Here is a 19958-nt window from a genome sequence, read left to right as displayed (position 1 = left end):
CCTTCCCGAACTCAGAAGTGAAACCACGTTGCGCCAATGGTAGTGTGGCATTCGCCATGTGAGAGTAGGGCATCGCCAGCTCATTATTCCTAAGGGGATCAGTTCAATACTGATCCCCTTTTTTATTTAAGGGCCGTGCCCTACAGGTCTTGCGTGGCAGTGCCACTCACAGCTCATTATTCAAACCGCATCAGTAAACTGATGCGGGTTTGTTTATTTCTACAAAAACGTGCCCTGCACCTGCGCTAATGCTTCGGCCTTGCGACTGGACAAAGCCTCAAAGCGAGACACTGTAAAAATATTTAAATGTATTAACGATGTTTTATAGGGATTATTTTCTTCATCCTTATAACGCTTTTAAAGTTTTTCTTCACATTAAATTATTTTTTCAATAAAAATAGAAACATTCTAAATACTCATTGATAAACATGTACGACTTAAGTAAAGTCTTACCTAAACCAGCCAGGTAAGGCAACTGCTTGTAACACAAGAATCGTTCTAAAGCATTTGACTTCTAAATTTAAAAAACTCCCGGGTAAGCTGTAATGACAAATCTTCAAATTCATCTTCAAAAAGCAAAGCGTCTTGGCGTAAACCTAACTGTTCTTGCTACTTCAATATCTTTGGCTGCTTGTGGCGGTGGTGGCAGCGAAGGTTTTTATGGCAATGGCACTTCTGGTACAGGCAATAATGCAGGTACAGGTAATGATACGCAAGTTAAGGAAGTAGCGGGCATCACTTTAGCTTTAAGTAAAAATGAGCTTAATGTTAAAGGTGATACTATTACACTCACTGCTAAAGCGGTAGATAAAGATGGCGGAGGTGTTGCGGGTAAAAAAATTAGCTTAAACATAAAAGATGCCATTAAAAATGGTGCAACGGCTGACTCTTCTGAAGTTATAACGGATGAAAAGGGTAATGCCACATTTACTGTAACTTTAAATGGTTCAAACTCTACTTTATCAGAGTTATTATTTACTGTAACTGTTGCAGGCACTACTATTAATGATGTAAAGAAAGCAGCAGTCACAGGGGCGGGTACTGTTACCCAAAGCCAGTATGAACTAAGATTTGATACTGCTGCCTCTTTGAAAGTGATTGGTGGAGAGACAAATGTTCGTGTTCGTGCTGTAGATGCCAATGGTGGTGGTGTACCTAATGAAAAAGTTGCTTTAAAAGTTAAAGATTTTCAAAAAAATGGTGTAACGATTAAAGGGCTATCCACCGCAACAACTGATAATCAGGGTTATGCAGAATTTACGCTTGAGTTGCCAGCCGGAAAAGAGGCGGATCGCGCTGCCCTTATTGCAGAAGGGGTAGGTTTAGAGGCAATATTAACTGAAGCAAACGGTGCTACTAAAACCCAAGTTTACACGCTAGGAGTCAGCTCGGTCAGTAACGTTGTGAGTAACTTGACTTTAGTAACTGGTAATAATAACAAGGTAGATGCTGTAGATGGTTTAATTAACGTTATAGTAACGGCAAAAAATCCAGAAGGAATTGTAGTTGTCGATAAAGATATCCAGTTAACCCTGGATGAGCAAGCCGTAAAATATGGCGCAAAACTGGTTAATACAGTTGTTAAAACTAATATTAAGGGTGAAGCAGTCTTTACCATTCAAACCGGTATTAATCAAGATAATCCAGATGGTAAAATGCTGGTTAGTAATGGAATTACTGTTCAGGCATTATTAAAAGAAAATGCTGCTATTGCTACCCAAAGTACAAAGATAACTGTAGTAGCACCAGTAGCGGAAGATGTGACCAGTTTGAGTCTAGCCACTGCGAATGATATTAATATCTCAGGCGGAGAAGCTGTTATTACAGTAACTGCCAAGGATAAAAATGGCGGTGCATTGGTGGGTAAAGCAATTAATTTAAGTATTCCACAAATTGCAGGACTCAGTATTAAAAATGGTTCCAAGATTATTACCGATAGCAATGGACAAGCTAAATTTAATGTAAGTTTTAATTCTTCAAATGTTCCTAAGACCACGACTGATGAGTTATTGAGTAAAGGTATTATCGTTAGTGCCCAATATACGGGTTTAAATAATCAGGCAATTACTCAAACTACAAAATTAGGCTTTTATCAGATTAATGTAGAAAAAGAAGTTCAGCGCATTGAGTTGACAGCAACCAAGGGAATTGTTTCTTCTACTGGGGATTCTGTTCAGGTAGTGGCGCGGGCACTCGATAATGAAGGAAAGCCAGCGATTAATAAAGCCATTAGTCTGGGTCTAACCGATGAGGTACAGCAAAATGGCATAAGTTTTGATGGTGCAGTGACAAAAAACACTGATCAAAATGGCTATGTGACTTTTACCATACGTACTAATGCACTTAATGAACAGGCTATTGAAAAGCTGGTTAGCTCTGGAATTGCAGTTGCAGTAAGTACCAAGCTCACTGATGGCAACTCAGTAACTCAAAATACCACCATTATGGTCGCTGCCTCTGCACTGTCTACCGCAGAAGTGGCTTACTTGGACATTGTTGAACCTGCTTCTTTGGATGTCAGCAAAGCCAATAAAAATATGGCAGTTGTAGTACGCGCGTATAAAAGTAATGGCGCGACCGCAGCCAATAAAGATATCCGTTTAACTTTGGATAAAAGTTACTCAGCAATTTCAATTGATAATTCAGCGCCTACCACCAATAGCTCAGGCCAGGCTACTTTCATATTAAAGTATGATCCTGCACAATTGTCTGCTAGTGAGCGAAATGAACTGCTTCAGTCTGGTTTAAGTGTTACGGCAAGATTTGGCTCTGTGACGCAAAAGACCAAAGTTTCTTTTTATAGTCTTGAAGCGAACATCCAGCGTATGGACTTAGTGGTGGACAAGCCAGCACTGGTTACTAGCGTGGGTAGCGCGCAGACCGTCAAGGCCACCGTGACGCTAAAAGATGCTAATAGTGCAGCAATCAAGAACCGTCAGGTCATCATTGCTGTAGATCCTGCTGCCTTACAGCAAGGCGTGAGTTTTACCGGAGGAACTGGTGGTGCAATAGCTGTAACTACTGATGCCAATGGTCAGGCAACTGTTGAGTTCACGGTTAATGCTAAAGACCAGGCGATGCTAGATGCCTTGCTATCTTCTGGTATTGGTATCGGTGCCTCAGCAGTACAGGGTGATGGCAGTGGCACGATTAGCCAGAGCACCAAGATCAACGTTCTGTCAGAAGCGGCTGAGAATGAAGTAGGGTATCTGACTGCTGAGAGCAGTGATGTGATTGCCACCACAGGCGGCATATCCACCAAGTGACTTACACTGCTGCAACCAGCCTGAGTGCAGAGCAGATTAAGGCGCTACTGGCGGGGATCTCGGCCACAGCCAGCTATACCAACAGTGCAGGCAAGACCATCACGCAAGGCACTACCGTTCAGTTTTATGTCAACCAGCAGAATATCCAGCGTATGGATCTGGTGGTGGACAAGCCAGCACTGGTTGCTAGCGTGGGTAGCGCGCAGACCGTGACCACTACCGTAACGTTACGGGATGAGCAAGGTCAACCTATTGTTAACCGTCAGGTAGCTTTGGCGCTTAATGATAGCGCGTTCCAGGCTGGGGTAAGATTTGCCCAGACTTTAGGTGGCACTGCACTGGTCTATACCAGCAGTACAGGTCAGGCAAGCATTGAACTGAGCGTTAATGCAGCAAATACTGCATCCTTTGATAGTTTAGTTGCAAATGGGATTACCATTTCAGCAGCGGCAGTACAGGGTGATGGCAGTGGCACGATTAGCCAGAGCACCAAGATCAACGTTCTGTCAGAAGCGGCTGAGAATGAAGTAGGGTATCTGACTGCTGAGAGCAGTGATGTGATTGCCACCACAGGCGGCATATCCACCATTAGCGTTAAGGCATTCAATGCCAAGGGCATCGCAGCTGCAGGCAAGACTGTTAAGCTAAATCTTGGTGCTATTCCTAATGGTTTAAACATTAAATTGGATAACGCCAGCCAGGTAACTGATGCTGCTGGCAATGCTACATTTAAAGTGACTTACACTGCTGCAACCAGCCTGAGTGCAGAGCAGATTAAGGCGCTACTGGCGGGGATCTCGGCCACAGCCAGCTATACCAACAGTGCAGGCAAGACCATCACGCAAGGCACTACCGTTCAGTTTTATGTCAACCAGCAGAATATCCAGCGTATGGATCTGGTGGTGGACAAGCCAGCACTGGTTGCTAGCGTGGGTAATCCACAAACCGTGACGGCCACTGTGACGCTAAAAGATACAGCTGGAGCAGCAGTTGAAGATCGTCAGGTAACATTGGCGCTTGATCCGAATGTTCTGCAAAATGGCGTAAGTCTAACTGGTAGAAATGGTGTTGTTGAGCTGATCAATGGTGGTTCAACCACTGTTCAGACTAATAATAAGGGGCAAGCCACAGTAACCTTGAGTGTGAATCCCGCAAATCAGACTGCGCTTAATGCCCTCCTGGCTTCAGGTATTGGTATCGGTGCCTCAGCAGTGCAGGGTGATGGTACTGGAAGCATTAGCCAAAATACCAAAGTTGATGTGGTGTCTGAGGAAGCTACTTATCTTACCATGAGCAGCAACACAAGTATTGCCACCACAGGTGGAGAAGCTGTTGTTACTGTTAAGGCAATGAGCGTCAAGGGCATTGCAGCGGCCAACCAGAAAGTTAAGCTATCACTAGACCTTACTGGTCTGCCAAGTGATCTTGACCTTAAAGTTAATGGTGGTGACGCGCGACAAGGTGTAGAGGCAACAACTGATGCCAAAGGTGTGACACAGTTTACCGTGCTGTATACTGCTAAATCGAATTTAAGTACCGAGCAAATTCAAAAGCTATTGGCAGGTATTCAGGCAACAGCCAGCTATACCGCAGCTTCAACTAATGAAAAGACTACTCAGAGTACAATAGTTCAGTTCTACGTGAACCAGCAAAATATCCAGCGTATGGATCTGGTTACTGCAATGAGTCAGTCACCTACTCAAAATGGTGGTGCGCTCTCACTAAGGCTCAATGATAAAAAATGGTTTGACGCTACAGTGACGCTCAAAGATAGGGATGGCAAGCCTATTGCTAACCGTCAGGTGATTTTATCGCTAGATAATATTGCTGTGGATAACAATATCTTGTTTAGATTGGTTAATTTTAAAGGCGTGATTGGCGGTTCGACTGTTGTAACAACCGATGTTAATGGCCAGGCCAAAGTAACCGTTGAAGCGTTAGTGCAAAATCAGGCTGACCTTGATGCTCTGGTTGCCTCAGGCATTACCATTAATGCCTCAGCAGTACAGGGTGATGGTTCTAGCACTATCAACCAGACTACCAATGTCCGTGTAGTGTCTGAAGCAGCTGAAGCTGAAGCTGCAAATGCAGTAAGCTACTTAACAGCTGTCAATTCGCAATCTTTGGCGACGACGGCTAATGGCAGCACTGAAATTACCGTTAAGGCTTTTAATGCGAAAGGAGACGGGCTTGCAGGCAGAGGCATTTCACTGGCATTAGCTGATATTCCAGCAGGCTTGACGATTACGGCAGCGCCTAGCTCATCCATGTCAGATATTACTGATAGTAAAGGCGAGGCAAAATTTACCGTAACTTATACCGCGCCAGCTGATGCTAACCTTACCCCTGTTCAAATTAAAGGCTTATTAGCAGGAATACAGGCAACAGCCAGTCATACTGATAGCGGCAAGGCGATTACTCAAAGCACAAAAATTCAGTTCTATGCCAATAGTGCTGCAATTGCTAGGGATGCACAGCGTTTAGAGCTGAGCACTTCCAAAGGTGAAGTAGTGGCAAACAGCGACAGCTTTACGCTCACCACTAAAGTAATTGATAGAAGTGGGAACCCGGCAGCAGACAGATTCGTTAATCTTAGTCTGGATGCAGCAGCAATCCAAAATGGCGTAACTATTGCTGGTATTTCCCAGCAAAAGACCGATACCAATGGTAACGTCACCTTTACAGTGAATGTAAGGGGCGCAAACCAGCAGATGATTGACAATCTGGTTGCGAATGGCATTGGTTTGACTGCTTCAGTCGTTCAGTCTAATGGGGCAGAGATTAAGCAAACTACCCAGGTAATGGCAAAGGCTCCACAAACCTTGGCTGTAAGTAAATTAGAGGTTAATCCTTCGTCTGCAAGTATTGAAAGTACAGGCGGTAGTACGGTTATTGTTGTTCGTGCTGTTGATGTTGCTGGCAATCCTGTAGTTAATCAAGATATCAGTTTTGCTTTGGGTGGAGTCAATGCCACCAATGCCCGGGTGAGTGTGGATAAAAATTCTGCCACTACCAATAGTCAGGGCTATGCATACTTCACTGTAAATATTGCGAACGGTGATGTAGACAATGACTTGGTTAAAGATGGTTTAATCTATGCTGTAAATACTATTAATCAAAACGATGGTAACTCGGTAAATCAGGTTGGCAAGATTAATGTGAGTATACCAGCAGGTACGTATAACCTGCTCCCGTTAACGCCATCCAAACCCTCATTGTTAATTACAGGCGATACAGTTACTGTCACCTCTAAGTTGGTTGACAATAACGGTGCCCCGTTAAAATCCCAGCCAGTGACTTTAGTGGTGAATAATGTCGCGGTCAACGGTGGGGTCAATGTTGAAAGCGGTATGACAGCCGTTACTGACGTAAATGGTAATGTCAGTTTCAAAGTTACTTTACCTGCTAAAACCAACCAAGCTCAGATTAATGAGTTATTAACGAATGGTCTGATTATTAAAACGTCAGTGACACTGCCGAATGGTAATAAGCGTTTTAGTGCTGATCTGAAACTGGCAGTGGAAGATGCCATTAATTCGAATACTCTATCATTTGGTAGCGATAAATGGAGTCTTAATGTTGATGGAGATAAAGCTGTAGTTAGTGTATCTCTTAAGGACTTAAATGGTAATCCGGTTAAAAATAAAGAGATTAAACTTAAGATAAAACAAACTGCTTCTACAACTGCAACTAACGTAGGAGTGGATGTAGGGGAAGCTGATCTAGAGCCAGTTCGCCCGCTTAAGCGTGAAGCGGTAGTAGTATCTGATGACAATGGTAACGCTTTCTTTACGGTCATTATTCCAACCGATGGTCATGATAAAGATACATTAATTGCGAGTGGTATTGAGCTTGAAGCAAGCCAAACCAATGAGCAGGGCATAGTTAAAAGTAATATTGCGCGTCTGGCTGCCTTCCGGCCAACTCTTCCAGGTTCTCCGCAGCCTCAACCCCCACGTTATAATTTACGTATCAGTGTAGCTAAGCCAGCGCTAAATGTACGGAGCGATACTACTGATGTAACACTTACATTGCTTGATCAAAACGGTGGCGGTATAGCGGATAAGTATGTGAGTCTGAACATTGCAGACATTATTCGTAATGGTGCATCTATCGTCGGGCCATCTATGCTGATGACAGATATAAATGGTCAGGCTACCTTTAAAGTGAAGGTAGACGAAACTGCACGAAATCAAAATTATTCTGCTGCTGATTTTGCGAACGATGAACTGAATATAACAGCAATGTTTGTGGAAACAGGGTATCAGGATGCTATCACCCCTTGGAAGATTGATGTAGTTCAATCCACGCCACCCACCCCGGTAGGCAATATCACTTTTGGTGATGCAGCAGAAATCCAGAAGTCTGCAGATGGCCTGTATTACACTGAAAATTTATCAGCACATCTGGTGGACAGTACAGGCCGTCCAATTGCAAATCAGCCTGTTGCACTTGGGGTTAATATTAGTCGTATCTGGAAAGGCTTTTACAAGACTAAGAAACAGCTTGAAGGTGAAAATCAGGCAGCTATTCTAACCTTGCAAAATCAGCAGACTGCAATACCTGCAAATGATAACATTGAGCCTAATCAAACACTCACAAATAATCAGCGACGTCAAATCTTACAAAATCAGATTGATGCGCTGAAAAATATTGTGCTTCCAGGCCGGGATCAAGTGAGTTGCCCTATTTTCCCAGTTTCTGCAAATACAGCACTGGCAACAGCTTTTATTAATACACAGGGTAATGAAGCAACTACTGCCAATTACATTACTGACAGTACTGGAAAATTTGATTTCCAAGTTCGTTACTTGAGAAAGTATGCAAGTTGGCAGAGTGTTAATGTAACTGCTAGAGTTACTTTGAATGGCCAAACGTTACAGGCGGCACTTGCTTACCCAATGGGTATTCTCAAATCTGATGCCGATGCAGAAACAGGTCAACCGTTTGATAACAGCCCTTACGGAACGAGCTGCCCATAACTTTCACAGGTATAAAGAACGGCTCCCTGCGAGCCGTTTTTTATTACCTATTTTTTATCTTATAAACCATGCCCAATACTGACCGTAGCGGTAGGTCGAACCTCAAGATTTTGACAACCGCTTAAGGTACAGCAAAATAAAGATAGCATTACAACATATAGTTTAATCATCCAGTAAATCCATTTGCTTAGCCAGTTGATATAAATTGCTGGAACGACTACCGGTACGGCAAAACATCAAAATAGGCTTGGGCAATTCATTGTAGTGACGGGCAAAGGCTTCCACATCAAGCTGGCTAATTTGCCCAGCCACTACGGGCTGAAACACATAATCAATGCCAGCATTACGTGCAGCTTCTTCAAGCTGGGCACTGGTAGGTTGATCATTACCACCCTCAAAATCCGGACGGTTATTAATGAGGGATTTAAAGCCCTTTTGTGTCACTTCCGGCATATGTTCAGGATAAAGCTGTCCTGCAAAACCCACTTGATCGGTCATATTCGATTTCCCATTCATTAAAAAAACATATGGCTAAACTTTACCTAAGTTAAGACAGTATCAACAAATAATTTCAGCAAAAATATGTTGATGACTGGTTAAATGATGAATCTTCTATTCTATACTGTAACCGGAAAACAGGGACTAAAAAACCATGAGCCATGTATGTTTAGGCATCTACTTCTAGGACAGAGGAATAATAAATGGGACAGTACAACATAGAACCATTATTTTTAAAAAGTAGTGGAGAAACACTGGGCGCGGACTTTTATCGACCCGCCAAGGTACGTAAGCCTGCGGTCATTATCATGGCACATGGCTTTGCAGGGGAACGCAAGTTTAGCTTACCCGATACAGCCGCCGCCTTTGCTGAGGCAGGCTACGCGGTTGTATTGTTTGATTATCGCGGATTTGGTGGTAGTACTGGCAAGCCGCGTGAGCTGGTATCAGCGCCCAATCATGTCGCGGACTGGAAGGCTGTATTGACCCAGGTTAAAAAGCGCAAGGATGTGGATACTTCGCGTATTGTGCTGTGGGGCATGTCCATGAGTGGTGGTCATGTGATCACGACGGCTGCCCGGGAAAAGGGCATTGCTGCCATTATTGGGCTGGTGCCGCATGTGGATGGTTTTGCCAGTGCCATGATGTATCCCAAGCATTTGCTGCCGCGCGCTACAGCTTTGGCCTTGCAGGATCTGGCTGGCTCCAAGATTGGCCGTGACCCGATCCGTATTCCGGTGGTGGCTGAGCAGGGCCTGCGCTGTCTGACCGGAGATGATTGTTATGCAGGTTATATGCAAATGGTACCCAAAGGCAGTAGCTGGGTAGGGTTAGTGCCTGCACGCATTATTATTACAGTGAATCAGTACCGGCCTACCAAGGAAGCAGCCAAGGTTCAATGTCCAGCCTTGGTTATTGCAGCACAACAGGACAGCCTGATTCCGTTATCCGCAACTCGCAAGGCCGCTGCAAAGATTAAGCAGGTTGAATATCTGGAATGGCCAATCGGGCATTTTGATTTGTTGCAAGGCCGCTGGTTTGAGGAAGGAATCCGGGTGCAACTGGCTTTTTTAAAGAAACATATTGGTTAATGGGTAAATTCACAGGATAAAATCATGATTGTTGCCTGTCCGCATTGTCTGGCAAAAAACCGGCTGGAACAAAGCCGTTTGGGTGAACAACCCAAGTGTGGTCGCTGCCATGAGGCGTTGTTAAGTGGTAAACCGGTGGAGCTGAATGATCAAAACTTTCAGCAATTTATCAATTCTACTGAATTGCCTGTACTGGTAGACTTCTGGGCGTCATGGTGTGGGCCATGCAAGTTGATGGCACCGCATTTTGAACATGCTGCCGGGCAGCTACCTGCTGTTCAGTTTGTTAAAGTCAATACTGAGCAGGCAACCAGGACAGCGCAACAGTTTGCCATTCGCAGTATTCCAACGCTGGTAATATTAAAGCAGGGTAAGGAAGTGGCACGGCAGGCTGGTGCCATGACCTCAGCACAAATCCAGCAGTGGCTGCAGGCGCATCAGTAATTTTATCAGGTACTTAATTGACAAGGGTGAACTATGCCAGAAGGTGATTTGTCTTTACAGGTAATTCCAATGCCTGCGGACACCAATTGGAATGGAGATGTATTTGGCGGCTGGCTGGTTTCCCAAATGGATTTGGCCGGGGCCGTACATGCGCGCAGGCTTTCCCGCGGGCGTGTTGCAACCATTTCAATTAACAATATGGTGTTTCATGTGCCAGTTAAGGTAGGCGAGGTGCTGGCCTGTTATACCCGTATTGTCAAAAAAGGCACGACATCAATGCAGGTGATGGTCGATGTCTGGGAAAGTAACGATATTGAAAATCCGGTGCTGGTAACCAATGGTATTTTTACTTATGTGGCCATTGATGAGCATGGTAAAAAACGTCCACTGCCATAATTGGCTATAAAAATTCAATTCACTTGAATAAAAAAGCTGCCCGTCACATTGATCGGGCAGCTTTTTTAATAATCAGACTCAGTTTAAGTCATTAAGCCTGTTTCTTTTTCTTGGGAAGCCATGCCCAGTTCATGGTGCATTGAATGGGTGACTGGCCAGATTCATCTACGACTGTGATCGGAACAATCAGCTCACCTTTTTCATTGTCTGCAATATACTGGCGCTGCTCATCACTCAAGGTGGCTGTAGCGACCAAATCGCCTTTGGCAATACGTTTATAATCCACATGCAAGGACTTGATCAGCATGATGCGGTTATCTGGCACATTCAGGCCCACCACAAAACCTGTGGCAGTTTCGGCCAGCAGTGCCATAGCTGCGGCATGAACGCCCTTAATATGGTTTTGCATGGGGCGCTTGTTTTTAATGCTGACCACGACTTTTTCCGGGGTGACATGCTCATAGCGAATCCCGGCAGTGCCCACCATAGGAACAATCGTGCCAAATGCTTTGGAAATGGCAAAAGTACGCATGGATTCAGGCAGTTTTGAGGTGGCATTCACCACTTTCATCATACGGTTTGGTTTGGTCATAAAGTTTCCCCGGAAATTTAAAGTAAAAAATTGTGAAGTAAAAATCAGTCTTTGAAATTGTTAAATTGAAGAGGCAGGCCAAATTGCTGTTCTTTGAGAAATGCCATGACCTGCTGCAAGGTATCACGTTTTTTGTCGGTAACCCGGATTTTATCACCCTGAATGGACGATTGTGCCTTAATGCCGCTTTCCTTGATGGCCTTGTTGATTTTCTTGGCGGTATCAGAGTCAAGGCCATCTTTAAGCTTGATCACTTGAACAGTGTGCTTGCCTGAGGCAGTCATTTTTTGCGGATCCAGGCTTTGCAAATCAATTTTGCGCTTATGAAAGTGGTTTTCCAGCATGTTATAAACCTGTTCAACCTGAAAGTCACTTTCGGCACTGATCTTGATTTCTTTGGCTTTTTCATTCAGCTCAATACTGACCTCAGAACCACGGAAGTCGAAGCGGGTCTGGATTTCTTTTTGGGTATTTTGAACCGCGTGGTTGACTTCAAAAATTTCCAATTCCGATACAATATCAAATGACGGCATGATTTATCCTTTACATTGAGTGGAAAATTATTGTAAGAATGCTAGGTGGTATTGTAGTTTTTGCCAAGTGCTGATTGTAGTCAAGGAGTGTATAAATGATTCGCAAGCTTGAAATTACAACCTTTGATTTCCCGGACAATGCAGTCATCTGGGATGTAAGGGACGCCAAGGCCTTTGCTGAGGGCCATGTGAAAGGTGCAGTAAACCAGCCGATTAATGATTTATCTGCGGATCAGTTAAGCCAGATTGATGCGGGTCAGCCCATTTATGTGTTGTGTGGTGGTGGTAGCAAAGCCCCCCGAGCTGCCGAGCTGCTACATTCTTTTGATGAAAACCGCGATATTGTAGTGCTGATGGGTGGCACCCGCGCTGCCAAAGCTGCTGGCATCGAACTTGAGCAGGGGCAGTAATTTATTCAAGGCCATTTTGCCTGTAAGTTTGAGTAAAGCGATTAGGATCAACACTCGCAGCCACGCTGGCTGACACTGGCCAGACTTCACCCAGTAACTGTGCACACATCAGTTCAGCGCAGAGTGGCGCAAAGCTAAAGCCTTTTGAACCCAGTCCTGTGAGTGTCCACAGGCCTGCATGCCCATTAATCTGGCCTGCCAGCGGTAAATAATCCGGCGACTGGGCACGAATGGCTGCACGGCCTTGCCAGATGCTAATGGGTGGAAAGCTGTCGGCAACGGCTGGTGCAATGGCCTTGATTAAATCAAGGTTATGTTGATGGTCAGCCAGCCGAAGATCAGTCTGGTTATCCTGCCGGATAAACGAGGCGCCCAGTAAAACAGTAGCTTCAGATTCGGGGTGGTTAAGCTGGGCTATATAGCCGCCATACGTCATGGGCAAAGGCAGGGCAGGCATTTTATCAGGCTTGCTAAACCATGAAACCTGCCCCCGAATTGGCTTTAGTTGCGGTAATAGGTTGCAGAGTTGCGGACTATTTAATGCCGTACAGATCACCACATGATCATAAATCCCTAAACTTTCTTGCTGGCTATTGATAAGCTGCCATTGTGCGTTTTGCGAAGGGATATCCAAGGCATGTATCTGGGAAATTTCCGCCTGATGGTACTGAATCGCAGGATTTTGCAGGATGACTTGTGCTAGCTGATGCGGGTTAAGTAAGCCTGCCTGCTTAAACCAGATACTGGGTAATGCACTCCCAGAGTCAACTTGAGAGGGCTGTCCCATAGCTTGTGATTCAAGAAGGTCGTGGTGATAGGCGCTGGCTTTATCCAGTTCCTGCTCTGCACGCTGGTTCAAAAGATGAACAATACCGGTTTTCTTCACCACAGTTGCAAACTGCTGCCAATAGCGCAAGCTAAATAGGCAGCCCAGATTCAGCAAATTGCCAGAAAACTTTGTCAATGCAACCAGCTTGGGTGCAAGCAAAGCGCGTGGATTGCCGGATGCGCCGGCCAATGGCTGTGCCTGATCATACAAATCACAGGTATAACCACGGCTTGCCAAGGCATGTGCCATGGATAACCCGGCAATGCCAGCCCCAATAATGGCAATTTTGGGCAGGGGTTTTGTTGGTTTCAATATGGCCTGTTGGTCTCGGGTTTCTAATCCTTGCACCTCAGGCATAGCCTTCGGGCTTGTGCTCGGGAAACGATTATTAATCGTTTCTATTTCATGTACCTCAAGCATAGCTTTCGGCCTTGCACTTGGGAGGGAATTATTAATTGTTTCTGTTCCTCGTACCTCAGGCATAGCCTTCGGTCTTGCGCTCGGGAAATGATTATCAATCATTTCTGTCCCTCGCTCAGGCCACCACGCTTTCAGCATTTCGCGTTTGCGGCCAAAACCAGCAGGCCGGGTGACCTTAATGCCAAACTGGCGTAAGCCCTGCTTGACCACGCCGGCTACGCTAAAGGAAGCAAAGGTGGTGCCGGGGCCAGAAAGCCGGATCAGGTGCTTGAGGATATTGTCCTGCCAAAGTTCCGGATTGCATTTGGGTGCAAAACCATCCATAAACCAGGCATCAACCGGATGGCTGGTTTGAATTTCTGGTAGGCAATCCGCTGCATCACCTAGCCATAGGTCAATGGAAAAACGCTCGCCAGCAAACACCAACCGATGACAACCTGGCAAGGCAGGTGGATACTGGTCAATCAGCTGACTGGCCACATGAGCAAGCTCAGGCCATGCTTTTAGGGCACGCTGTAGGTCATCACGCGATAGCGGAAATTTTTCTACGCTAATGACATGCAGGCGACTGTGGTTGTTGGGTCGGCATTGTTGCCACAGCTGCCACAGCGCCAGAATGTTTAGGCCTGTGCCAAAACCAGTTTCGCCAACACAAAAATACTGATGCGAGTGCAGTTGTGCCAAGCGCTCAGCCAGTTCATTGCCTTGCAGGAATACATGCCGGGTTTCGGCCAGTCCGTTGGCTTTGGAAAAATACACATCGCCAAACTGCTTGGATACCGGAATTTCAACACCGTCCTGAGTGATCCACTCAAGGTCGGCATGCAGGATAGGAGCAGTCAGGCTGGAGGACACGCGTATTAAATCCTAAAAAAGACAATTAAAACTAAAGAGACCAAGCGCTAGAGCAGTCATTTTATCCAACAGATATGCGCTTGCGACAAAGGCAAGATGCGGTTCAATAAATCTGGTAAAGGGCTAGAGGGAGCTAATCTTGCTTGTTCAGGCATTACTTTGCATCGGACAGGCAGATATAGCATTAGTAACAAGACAGCTCAGACTTTTCACGGTCATTACCAGCGACGGGTACGTTTGCTTAAAATATAGTTGGCCAGAATAAATCCAATAAACGCACCAACGGCCAAAGTCACGGCCCCATACAAAAACATTTGCGCGCTACGTTCACTTTGCAATACCTGCACTTGCACAGTGAGGTTGTCGTTCATCAGTTGCAGTTCCTGATTGCGCGCCAGTGCATCCTGATTGGCCTGTTCCAGTTGAGCCAGCCGGGCAGTATTTTGCTGGATTTGCTGGTGCAACTGCTGGTTAATAACAATCCCGGTAGAAGTGGCAGTTTTTGCAGGCGCAGTTTTGGCATTGGCAACAGGGGCTGCATAGGCCAGCGTGCTCAACAGCATACCAGCCAGCAACAGCCAGCCTGTTAAAATTATCCCCATTGTGCGTAACACCATTACGGCAGAGCCTTAATAAATGGCTTAACGTCAATCTGGCTATACACACCTTCGAGCAGGTAAGGCTCCTCGGCCAGCCATGCATCCAGACTGGCACGATCCGGAAAATCCAGCACCAGCAGGCTGCCATAAAATCCCTGAGCAGTATCATCTGCATTTTTTGGACAAGGCCCGGCCAGAATAACCCGGCCTTGTTCGTTAAGCGCTTTTAAGCGCTCCAGATGACGTGGACGAACTTCCATCCGTTTGGCCAAGTGGTCAGGAGCATCAGTGCAGTGAATGGCAAATAAAGGCATGCGGTTTCTCGGGGTTTAACTAATGATGCGCTTAGCTTTCGTTGCTGGAAATCTTGATGTGTTTTCTCAGAATAACCATTTGGGCAATCAGGAAACTAAACATGACAATTATATCGCCGAATGCCGTGAATTCGCCCCAGTATTTGCCATTAAAAAAGAGAAAAGCAAAGAAAATATGCAGTGATGCCATGAAAAAGAAAAATAGCCCCCACGCCAGATTCAACTTTTTCCAGTTGCGGTCATCCAGTTCAAACACCGGGCCAAACAGGCGCTGAATGAGTGGCTTACGGTCTTTCATGAGCATTGGGCTAAGCAGGAAGCCAAAACCAAACACCACGTTAATGATCACGGCTTTAAGGCGGATATAAAAATCATCACTCAGCATCAGGGTAATGCCGCCAAAGATTACTGTCATACCCAGCACAAACCACTGCGATTTTTCCAGCCGGAACTTCTGGAATACCAGCAGCGCCCCATAGACCACCAGGGTTGAAATCAGCAGGGCACAGGTGGCCACCAGAATGTTGTTGTTATCAGGCGCGCCTTTACTGCCAATGAGCTGCAACAGGGGATGGGTGCGATCCGCCGGATCCGTGGTTTTGTAGAAGTAAAAGAATATAATTAATGGAACATAGTCCAATAGGGCTTTCATGCTACAGTGAGCCAGGTCAAATTAAAGTGCCGAAAGTATAGAATATGCAACGCATGGATTTACATACCCACAGCCATTTTTCTGATGGAACTTTGTCACCGGCAGCCTTGATGGAGCATGCCAGTTGCAGCCGTGTGGATATGCTGGCGCTCACTGACCATGACACGCTGGATGGCTTGCCTGAAGCACGGCTGGCTGCTACAGAGCATGGTGTCACGCTGGTAGAAGGTGTAGAAATTTCAAGCCAGTGGCATAAGCCCAATAAAAAAAATCCGTTTGGCGTGCATATTGTGGCGCTGGCGCCAAAGAATCTGGCCCCGTTGCAGGAATTATTGGCCGAGCAGCAGCAGATTCGGGCTAACCGCGCTGTGCAAATTTGCCAGAAACTGGAAAAAACCACCAAAACTGATCCGTGGCCTGAAGTATTGGCACTGGCGGATGGCCGGGCAGAAGGCGTTACCCGCTCGCACATTGCCAGCTGGCTGGTGCAAAAAGGCATTGTGGCGCGGCAGCAACAGGCCTTTGACCAGTACTTAAAAGAAGGTAAAAGCGCATTTGTACCGCTGGCATGGGCAGAGATGGATCATGTGCTGAACATCATTAATGCCAGTGGTGGACAAGCAGTACTAGCACATCCAACCCGTTATGGCTTATCGGCCACGCATATTCGTTATCTGGCAGGATTATTTAAAAGTCTGGGTGGACATGCGATTGAGTTACCATCAGCTGTTGAGCCACCAGCTACCCGTGCCATGATGGATTACCTGATTGCCCAGCATGACCTGGCGGTATCGGTTGCCAGTGATTTTCATGGCAGCAATATGCCGTGGCTGAAACTGGGACAGGTGCCTGTGATGAAAGAAAACCAGCGTGGCGTGTGGGAACAGTTCTAACTGAGCTGCTTTAATCACATATCAGGTCAGTACATGGTCAATTGGCTGTAGCGGCGCGGGAATATCGGCAGCATTTAAGCCCGTTAAAATATCAATTTCCATGGTACGCAGCAGGGCGTCCAGCGGCAGGTCATTTTTTTCCAGTCCAAACGGTTCTTCCAGTTCACTGCCCAATGCATCCAGCCCAAAAAAAGTATACGCCAGCAAACCCACAACAACTGGGGTAAAAAATCCAAGACTATGTGCCAAACCAAATGGTAACAGCAAACAAAACAAATAAGCCGTGCGGTGCAACAGCAGGGAATACGCAAAGGGGAGCGGCGTTGAGACAATCCGGTCGCAGGCTGCCTGTACAGCTGCACATTCAATTAAATGGCTGTTCAGTTGCACATAGCAAATGTCAGTAAGTTCACCGTGTTTCAAACTTTGCATTAAGACCTGATGTGCTAGCAGTAGCGCATATTGCGGCGGATTACTGTGCAGCTGGATTTCCTGAAATTGAACCGGGCTAAGCCATTGCTGAATTACTGTCGATAGCGGAATTTTGCGCAATCTGGCCAACAGTGCATAATTAAATACCAGAACATACTGCATCAGTTGCTGGCGTTGCGCAGCTGGCAACAGTTGGCTATTGCGGTCCAGATGCCGTACCTGGGCAATCAGGTTGCCCCACAGCTTGCGCGCTTCCCACCAGCGTTCATAACAGGCATTATTGCGAAATACCAGAAAAATGGACAGGGTCAGGCCAATCAGCGAAAACGCTGCAATAGGCACATCAGCCAGTGCATGAATCGCCCAGTGATTGAGTAGCAGTAACAATGCAGACAAACCAATCACGGTTAACAGTTGCGGCATGATTTGCGGCAATATTGAACCTTGCATGGCCAATAGTAGCCGGACTGAATTGGGACGTTCACGAACAATCATAGTGCCACAAACCTGTAAATTTTAACCCGGCATATCGCCCTGTTCAGCAAAGGATAACACCCTGTCCTGACCCACAATCACATGATCGACCAGCTTGACATCCAGTAGCTGGCAGGCCTGTGTCAGTTGCAGGGTGAGCTGATGGTCAGCGCGCGAAGGATCAGCCGGGGCATCGGGATGATTATGCGCCACAATCAGGTTCACTGCACGATGTGTAAGTGCCAGTCGCATGATTTCCCGGATATGCACACTGCACTGGGTAATTGAGCCATAAAAGATTTTTTCAAACTGGATCAGGCGCAGCTGGCTGTCCAGAAACATGGCCGCAAATACCTCACGTGGTTCATGGCGTAATTGCTGTAAAAAATACTGTTTGACCAGCGCGGGTTCATCCAGTTGGTGATGTTGTTGCAACTGATGGCTAACATAGCGCCGACCCAGTTCCAGTGCCGCCATCAGGTGCGCGACCTTGGCTTCACCCATCCCATGACAGGCCAGCAACTGCGCCTGACTGGCATTGAGCAAATCAAACAGGCTACCAAATTCGCCAATCATGCTGCGTGCCATTTCAATGGCAGAGGCTCGTGCGCTTCCTGTGCGCAAAAAAATCGCCAGTAGCTCGGCATCAGACAGTGCCGCAGAACCTTGCTTTAACAGTCGTTCACGCGGTCGTTCAGAGACAGGCCAGCATTTAATACTCATTATTGATCCGTTTATTTGTGGTCATTAGGGCTACAATGTTCTTTGTCGTTCTGTTTATAAAAATCTTTGATTTCTGGTTTTCACCGCTTTTAAAGCGTGGGCATTTTAATATGAATGTCTGGTTTGGCGCCAAGGTTTTATTTGGGTAATAAACACTTTAGTGCTATTGTGTGCGCCATGTTGCAGGTGCGAAACAACAGGTATGGGAAAACAGCATGAGCACGACATCAAGCCAAGACAATAGACATCAAGATGGTAAAAATCCGGACATGGATCAGGCTGGCCAGCAGGCTGGTCGAATTGTACTGGGCGTTAGCGGCGGTATTGCGGCCTACAAAAGCGCCATACTGGTACGCCGCCTGAAAGATGCCGGGTTTGATGTACGTGTAGTGATGACGCAGGGCGCGCTGGCATTTATTACCCCACTGACTTTTCAGGCATTGTCCGGCAATCCGGTGCATACCACCTTGCTTGATCCGGCTGCTGAGGCAGGCATGGGTCATATTGAACTGGCACGCTGGGCCGACCTGATTCTGATTGCACCTGCCAGCGCTAATACTGTTGCACGGCTGGCGGCTGGGTTGTCTGATGACTTATTGACAACTGTGGTACTGGCCAGCAAGGCTCCAGTTTGGCTGGCGCCTGCCATGAACCAGCAGATGTGGGCCAATGCACTCACTCAGCGTAACCTGCAAACCCTGACTGATTATGGCATGCAGGTGATTCAGCCCGATGCTGGTGAGCAGGCCTGTGGTGATGTAGGATTAGGCCGTATGCCGGAGCCTGAGGCACTGGCTTTACAAGTGGCAAATTATTTTCAACAGCTTGCCCAGCCAGCACACTATCAGCCAAAAATTCTGGCAGGACAGCATGTGGTGATTACTGCCGGGCCAACCCGGGAAGCCATTGACCCGGTGCGTTATGTGAGCAATCACAGCACGGGGAAAATGGGCTTTGCACTGGCTGAAGCTTGCCGTGATGCAGGCGCACGCGTGACATTAATAGCAGGCCCGGTTACTTTGCCAACGCCGCAGGGAATTGAACGCATTGACATTGGTTCGGCGCAGGAATTGCTGGCCGTGTGCTTGAAAGTGGTAAATCAGGGCTGTGATATTTTTATTGCAACCGCTGCCGTGGCTGATTATCGCGCTGCCGAAGTGTCACCGCAAAAAATCAAGAAAGCAGGGGAGCAGCTTACCATTCAACTGGTCAAAAACCCGGATATTGTGGCCACAGTGGCCCAACAGGAAAAACGTCCGTTTATGGTGGGCTTTGCGGCGGAAACCCAGCACATGGAACAATATGCCAGTAGCAAACTGGTGAGCAAAAAGCTGGACATGATTGCCGTGAATGATGTGTCCCGTTCAGATATTGGCTTTGGTAGCGACCACAATGCCATGACCGTGTTTTTTGCGGAAAACTATCACTTGGTGCAGCAGCATCTGGACAAAGCGTCCAAAGCGCAGATTGCATGGCAACTGGTGGAATGTATTGCCAAGGCGCAAGCAGCACGCTAATAGGTTTAGAGAGTTAAAATTTCATTGTTTGATGTTAT

Annotated in this window: 17 protein-coding genes; 8 read left to right on the top strand and 9 right to left on the bottom strand. The window is 46.5% G+C overall.

Annotated elements, in window-relative coordinates; all coding sequences use genetic code 11:
• Nucleotides 1–545: 545 nt before the first annotated feature.
• Nucleotides 546–3266 (top strand): Ig-like domain-containing protein, encoded by a 2721-nt coding sequence (locus E2B99_RS14945; RefSeq protein ID WP_240687819.1) that lies wholly within the window; start codon nt 546–548, stop codon nt 3264–3266.
• Entirely contained in the window at nt 3263–8248 is a 4986-nt protein-coding gene (locus tag E2B99_RS14940; protein WP_240687818.1) for a beta strand repeat-containing protein, read from the top strand. The genes E2B99_RS14945 and E2B99_RS14940 overlap by 4 nt, the downstream gene beginning before the upstream one ends.
• A gap of 162 nt (nt 8249–8410) precedes the next feature.
• Here E2B99_RS14940 and E2B99_RS12000 read toward each other — a convergent pair whose 3' ends face one another.
• Nucleotides 8411–8746 (bottom strand): TIGR01244 family sulfur transferase, encoded by a 336-nt coding sequence (locus tag E2B99_RS12000; RefSeq protein WP_134245208.1) that lies wholly within the window; start codon nt 8744–8746, stop codon nt 8411–8413.
• Between the two features lie 203 nt (nt 8747–8949).
• On the opposite strand from E2B99_RS12000, the gene E2B99_RS11995 reads away from it, so the two are divergent.
• The 3 genes from E2B99_RS11995 to E2B99_RS11985 are packed head-to-tail and all read left to right on the top strand — an operon-like array spanning nt 8950 to nt 10677.
• Complete coding sequence (locus E2B99_RS11995; RefSeq protein ID WP_134245206.1) at nt 8950–9837, top strand: alpha/beta hydrolase; 888 nt, start codon at nt 8950–8952, stop codon at nt 9835–9837.
• A gap of 24 nt (nt 9838–9861) precedes the next feature.
• Complete coding sequence (gene trxC / locus E2B99_RS11990) at nt 9862–10281, top strand: thioredoxin TrxC (RefSeq protein WP_134245204.1); 420 nt, start codon at nt 9862–9864, stop codon at nt 10279–10281.
• 33 nt (nt 10282–10314) lie between these two features.
• On the top strand, nt 10315–10677 hold the full coding sequence (locus E2B99_RS11985) for an acyl-CoA thioesterase (RefSeq protein WP_026471288.1): 363 nt from the start codon (nt 10315–10317) through the stop codon (nt 10675–10677).
• A 91-nt stretch (nt 10678–10768) separates the two neighbouring features.
• Here the strand turns inward: E2B99_RS11985 and E2B99_RS11980 are convergent, their stop codons facing one another.
• Both E2B99_RS11980 and E2B99_RS11975 read right to left on the bottom strand, forming a co-directional pair.
• Nucleotides 10769–11269, bottom strand: coding sequence for a DUF4442 domain-containing protein (locus E2B99_RS11980; RefSeq protein WP_026471287.1), 501 nt, complete (start codon nt 11267–11269; stop codon nt 10769–10771).
• A gap of 44 nt (nt 11270–11313) precedes the next feature.
• Complete coding sequence (locus tag E2B99_RS11975) at nt 11314–11802, bottom strand: YajQ family cyclic di-GMP-binding protein (protein WP_134245202.1); 489 nt, start codon at nt 11800–11802, stop codon at nt 11314–11316.
• A gap of 95 nt (nt 11803–11897) precedes the next feature.
• On the opposite strand from E2B99_RS11975, the gene E2B99_RS11970 reads away from it, so the two are divergent.
• On the top strand, nt 11898–12212 hold the full coding sequence (locus tag E2B99_RS11970; protein ID WP_134245200.1) for a rhodanese-like domain-containing protein: 315 nt from the start codon (nt 11898–11900) through the stop codon (nt 12210–12212).
• Nucleotide 12213: 1 nt separating this feature from the next.
• On the opposite strand, the gene mnmC is transcribed toward E2B99_RS11970, so the two are convergent.
• The 4 genes from mnmC to E2B99_RS11950 form a co-directional block, all read right to left on the bottom strand.
• The gene (gene mnmC, locus E2B99_RS14640; RefSeq protein WP_430981479.1) at nt 12214–14304 is read right to left on the bottom strand and encodes an FAD-dependent 5-carboxymethylaminomethyl-2-thiouridine(34) oxidoreductase MnmC; all 2091 of its coding nucleotides are present in this window, start codon (nt 14302–14304) and stop codon (nt 12214–12216) included.
• A gap of 230 nt (nt 14305–14534) precedes the next feature.
• A complete protein-coding gene (locus E2B99_RS11960; protein ID WP_134245198.1) occupies nt 14535–14918 on the bottom strand; it encodes a hypothetical protein in 384 nt (127 codons plus the stop codon).
• A 14-nt stretch (nt 14919–14932) separates the two neighbouring features.
• A complete protein-coding gene (locus tag E2B99_RS11955; protein ID WP_134245196.1) occupies nt 14933–15229 on the bottom strand; it encodes a YciI family protein in 297 nt (98 codons plus the stop codon).
• A gap of 31 nt (nt 15230–15260) precedes the next feature.
• Nucleotides 15261–15881: an inner membrane-spanning protein YciB gene (locus E2B99_RS11950; protein ID WP_134245194.1), complete on the bottom strand. Its 621-nt coding sequence runs from the start codon at nt 15879–15881 to the stop codon at nt 15261–15263.
• A gap of 44 nt (nt 15882–15925) precedes the next feature.
• Here E2B99_RS11950 and E2B99_RS11945 point away from each other — a divergent pair, with 44 nt between their 5' ends.
• Nucleotides 15926–16774, top strand: coding sequence for a PHP domain-containing protein (locus E2B99_RS11945; RefSeq protein WP_134245192.1), 849 nt, complete (start codon nt 15926–15928; stop codon nt 16772–16774).
• A gap of 21 nt (nt 16775–16795) precedes the next feature.
• Here E2B99_RS11945 and E2B99_RS11940 read toward each other — a convergent pair whose 3' ends face one another.
• Both E2B99_RS11940 and radC read right to left on the bottom strand, forming a co-directional pair.
• Nucleotides 16796–17701, bottom strand: coding sequence for a bestrophin family protein (locus E2B99_RS11940; protein ID WP_134245190.1), 906 nt, complete (start codon nt 17699–17701; stop codon nt 16796–16798).
• Between the two features lie 21 nt (nt 17702–17722).
• Nucleotides 17723–18403, bottom strand: a complete 681-nt coding sequence (gene radC / locus E2B99_RS11935) for a RadC family protein (protein WP_134245188.1) — start codon at nt 18401–18403, stop codon at nt 17723–17725.
• A 269-nt stretch (nt 18404–18672) separates the two neighbouring features.
• Here radC and coaBC point away from each other — a divergent pair, with 269 nt between their 5' ends.
• A complete protein-coding gene (coaBC, locus tag E2B99_RS11930; protein WP_134245226.1) occupies nt 18673–19920 on the top strand; it encodes a bifunctional phosphopantothenoylcysteine decarboxylase/phosphopantothenate--cysteine ligase CoaBC in 1248 nt (415 codons plus the stop codon).
• Nucleotides 19921–19958: the final 38 nt, after the last annotated feature.

It is taken from the genome of Alkanindiges illinoisensis (genome assembly GCF_004377485.1).
Taxonomy (GTDB): Bacteria; Pseudomonadota; Gammaproteobacteria; order Pseudomonadales; family Moraxellaceae; genus Alkanindiges; species Alkanindiges illinoisensis_A.
The sequence above is the reverse complement of the archived record's forward strand: the minus strand, read 5'-3'. Positions and strand labels throughout refer to the sequence as shown.

Bases quoted from the DNA above. Each gene is read 5' to 3' on its own strand.
- E2B99_RS14945 (WP_240687819.1), top strand. From the start codon at position 546: ATGACAAATCTTCAAATTCATCTTCAAAAAGCAAAGCGTCTTGGCGTA.
- E2B99_RS12000 (WP_134245208.1), bottom strand. From the start codon at position 8,746: ATGACCGATCAAGTGGGTTTTGCAGGACAGCTTTATCCTGAACATATG.
- E2B99_RS11995 (WP_134245206.1), top strand. From the start codon at position 8,950: ATGGGACAGTACAACATAGAACCATTATTTTTAAAAAGTAGTGGAGAA.
- trxC (WP_134245204.1), top strand. From the start codon at position 9,862: ATGATTGTTGCCTGTCCGCATTGTCTGGCAAAAAACCGGCTGGAACAA.
- E2B99_RS11985 (WP_026471288.1), top strand. From the start codon at position 10,315: ATGCCAGAAGGTGATTTGTCTTTACAGGTAATTCCAATGCCTGCGGAC.
- E2B99_RS11980 (WP_026471287.1), bottom strand. From the start codon at position 11,269: ATGACCAAACCAAACCGTATGATGAAAGTGGTGAATGCCACCTCAAAA.
- E2B99_RS11975 (WP_134245202.1), bottom strand. From the start codon at position 11,802: ATGCCGTCATTTGATATTGTATCGGAATTGGAAATTTTTGAAGTCAAC.
- E2B99_RS11970 (WP_134245200.1), top strand. From the start codon at position 11,898: ATGATTCGCAAGCTTGAAATTACAACCTTTGATTTCCCGGACAATGCA.
- E2B99_RS11960 (WP_134245198.1), bottom strand. From the start codon at position 14,918: ATGGGGATAATTTTAACAGGCTGGCTGTTGCTGGCTGGTATGCTGTTG.
- E2B99_RS11955 (WP_134245196.1), bottom strand. From the start codon at position 15,229: ATGCCTTTATTTGCCATTCACTGCACTGATGCTCCTGACCACTTGGCC.
- E2B99_RS11950 (WP_134245194.1), bottom strand. From the start codon at position 15,881: ATGAAAGCCCTATTGGACTATGTTCCATTAATTATATTCTTTTACTTC.
- E2B99_RS11945 (WP_134245192.1), top strand. From the start codon at position 15,926: ATGCAACGCATGGATTTACATACCCACAGCCATTTTTCTGATGGAACT.
- E2B99_RS11940 (WP_134245190.1), bottom strand. From the start codon at position 17,701: ATGATTGTTCGTGAACGTCCCAATTCAGTCCGGCTACTATTGGCCATG.
- radC (WP_134245188.1), bottom strand. From the start codon at position 18,403: ATGAGTATTAAATGCTGGCCTGTCTCTGAACGACCGCGTGAACGACTG.
- coaBC (WP_134245226.1), top strand. From the start codon at position 18,673: ATGGATCAGGCTGGCCAGCAGGCTGGTCGAATTGTACTGGGCGTTAGC.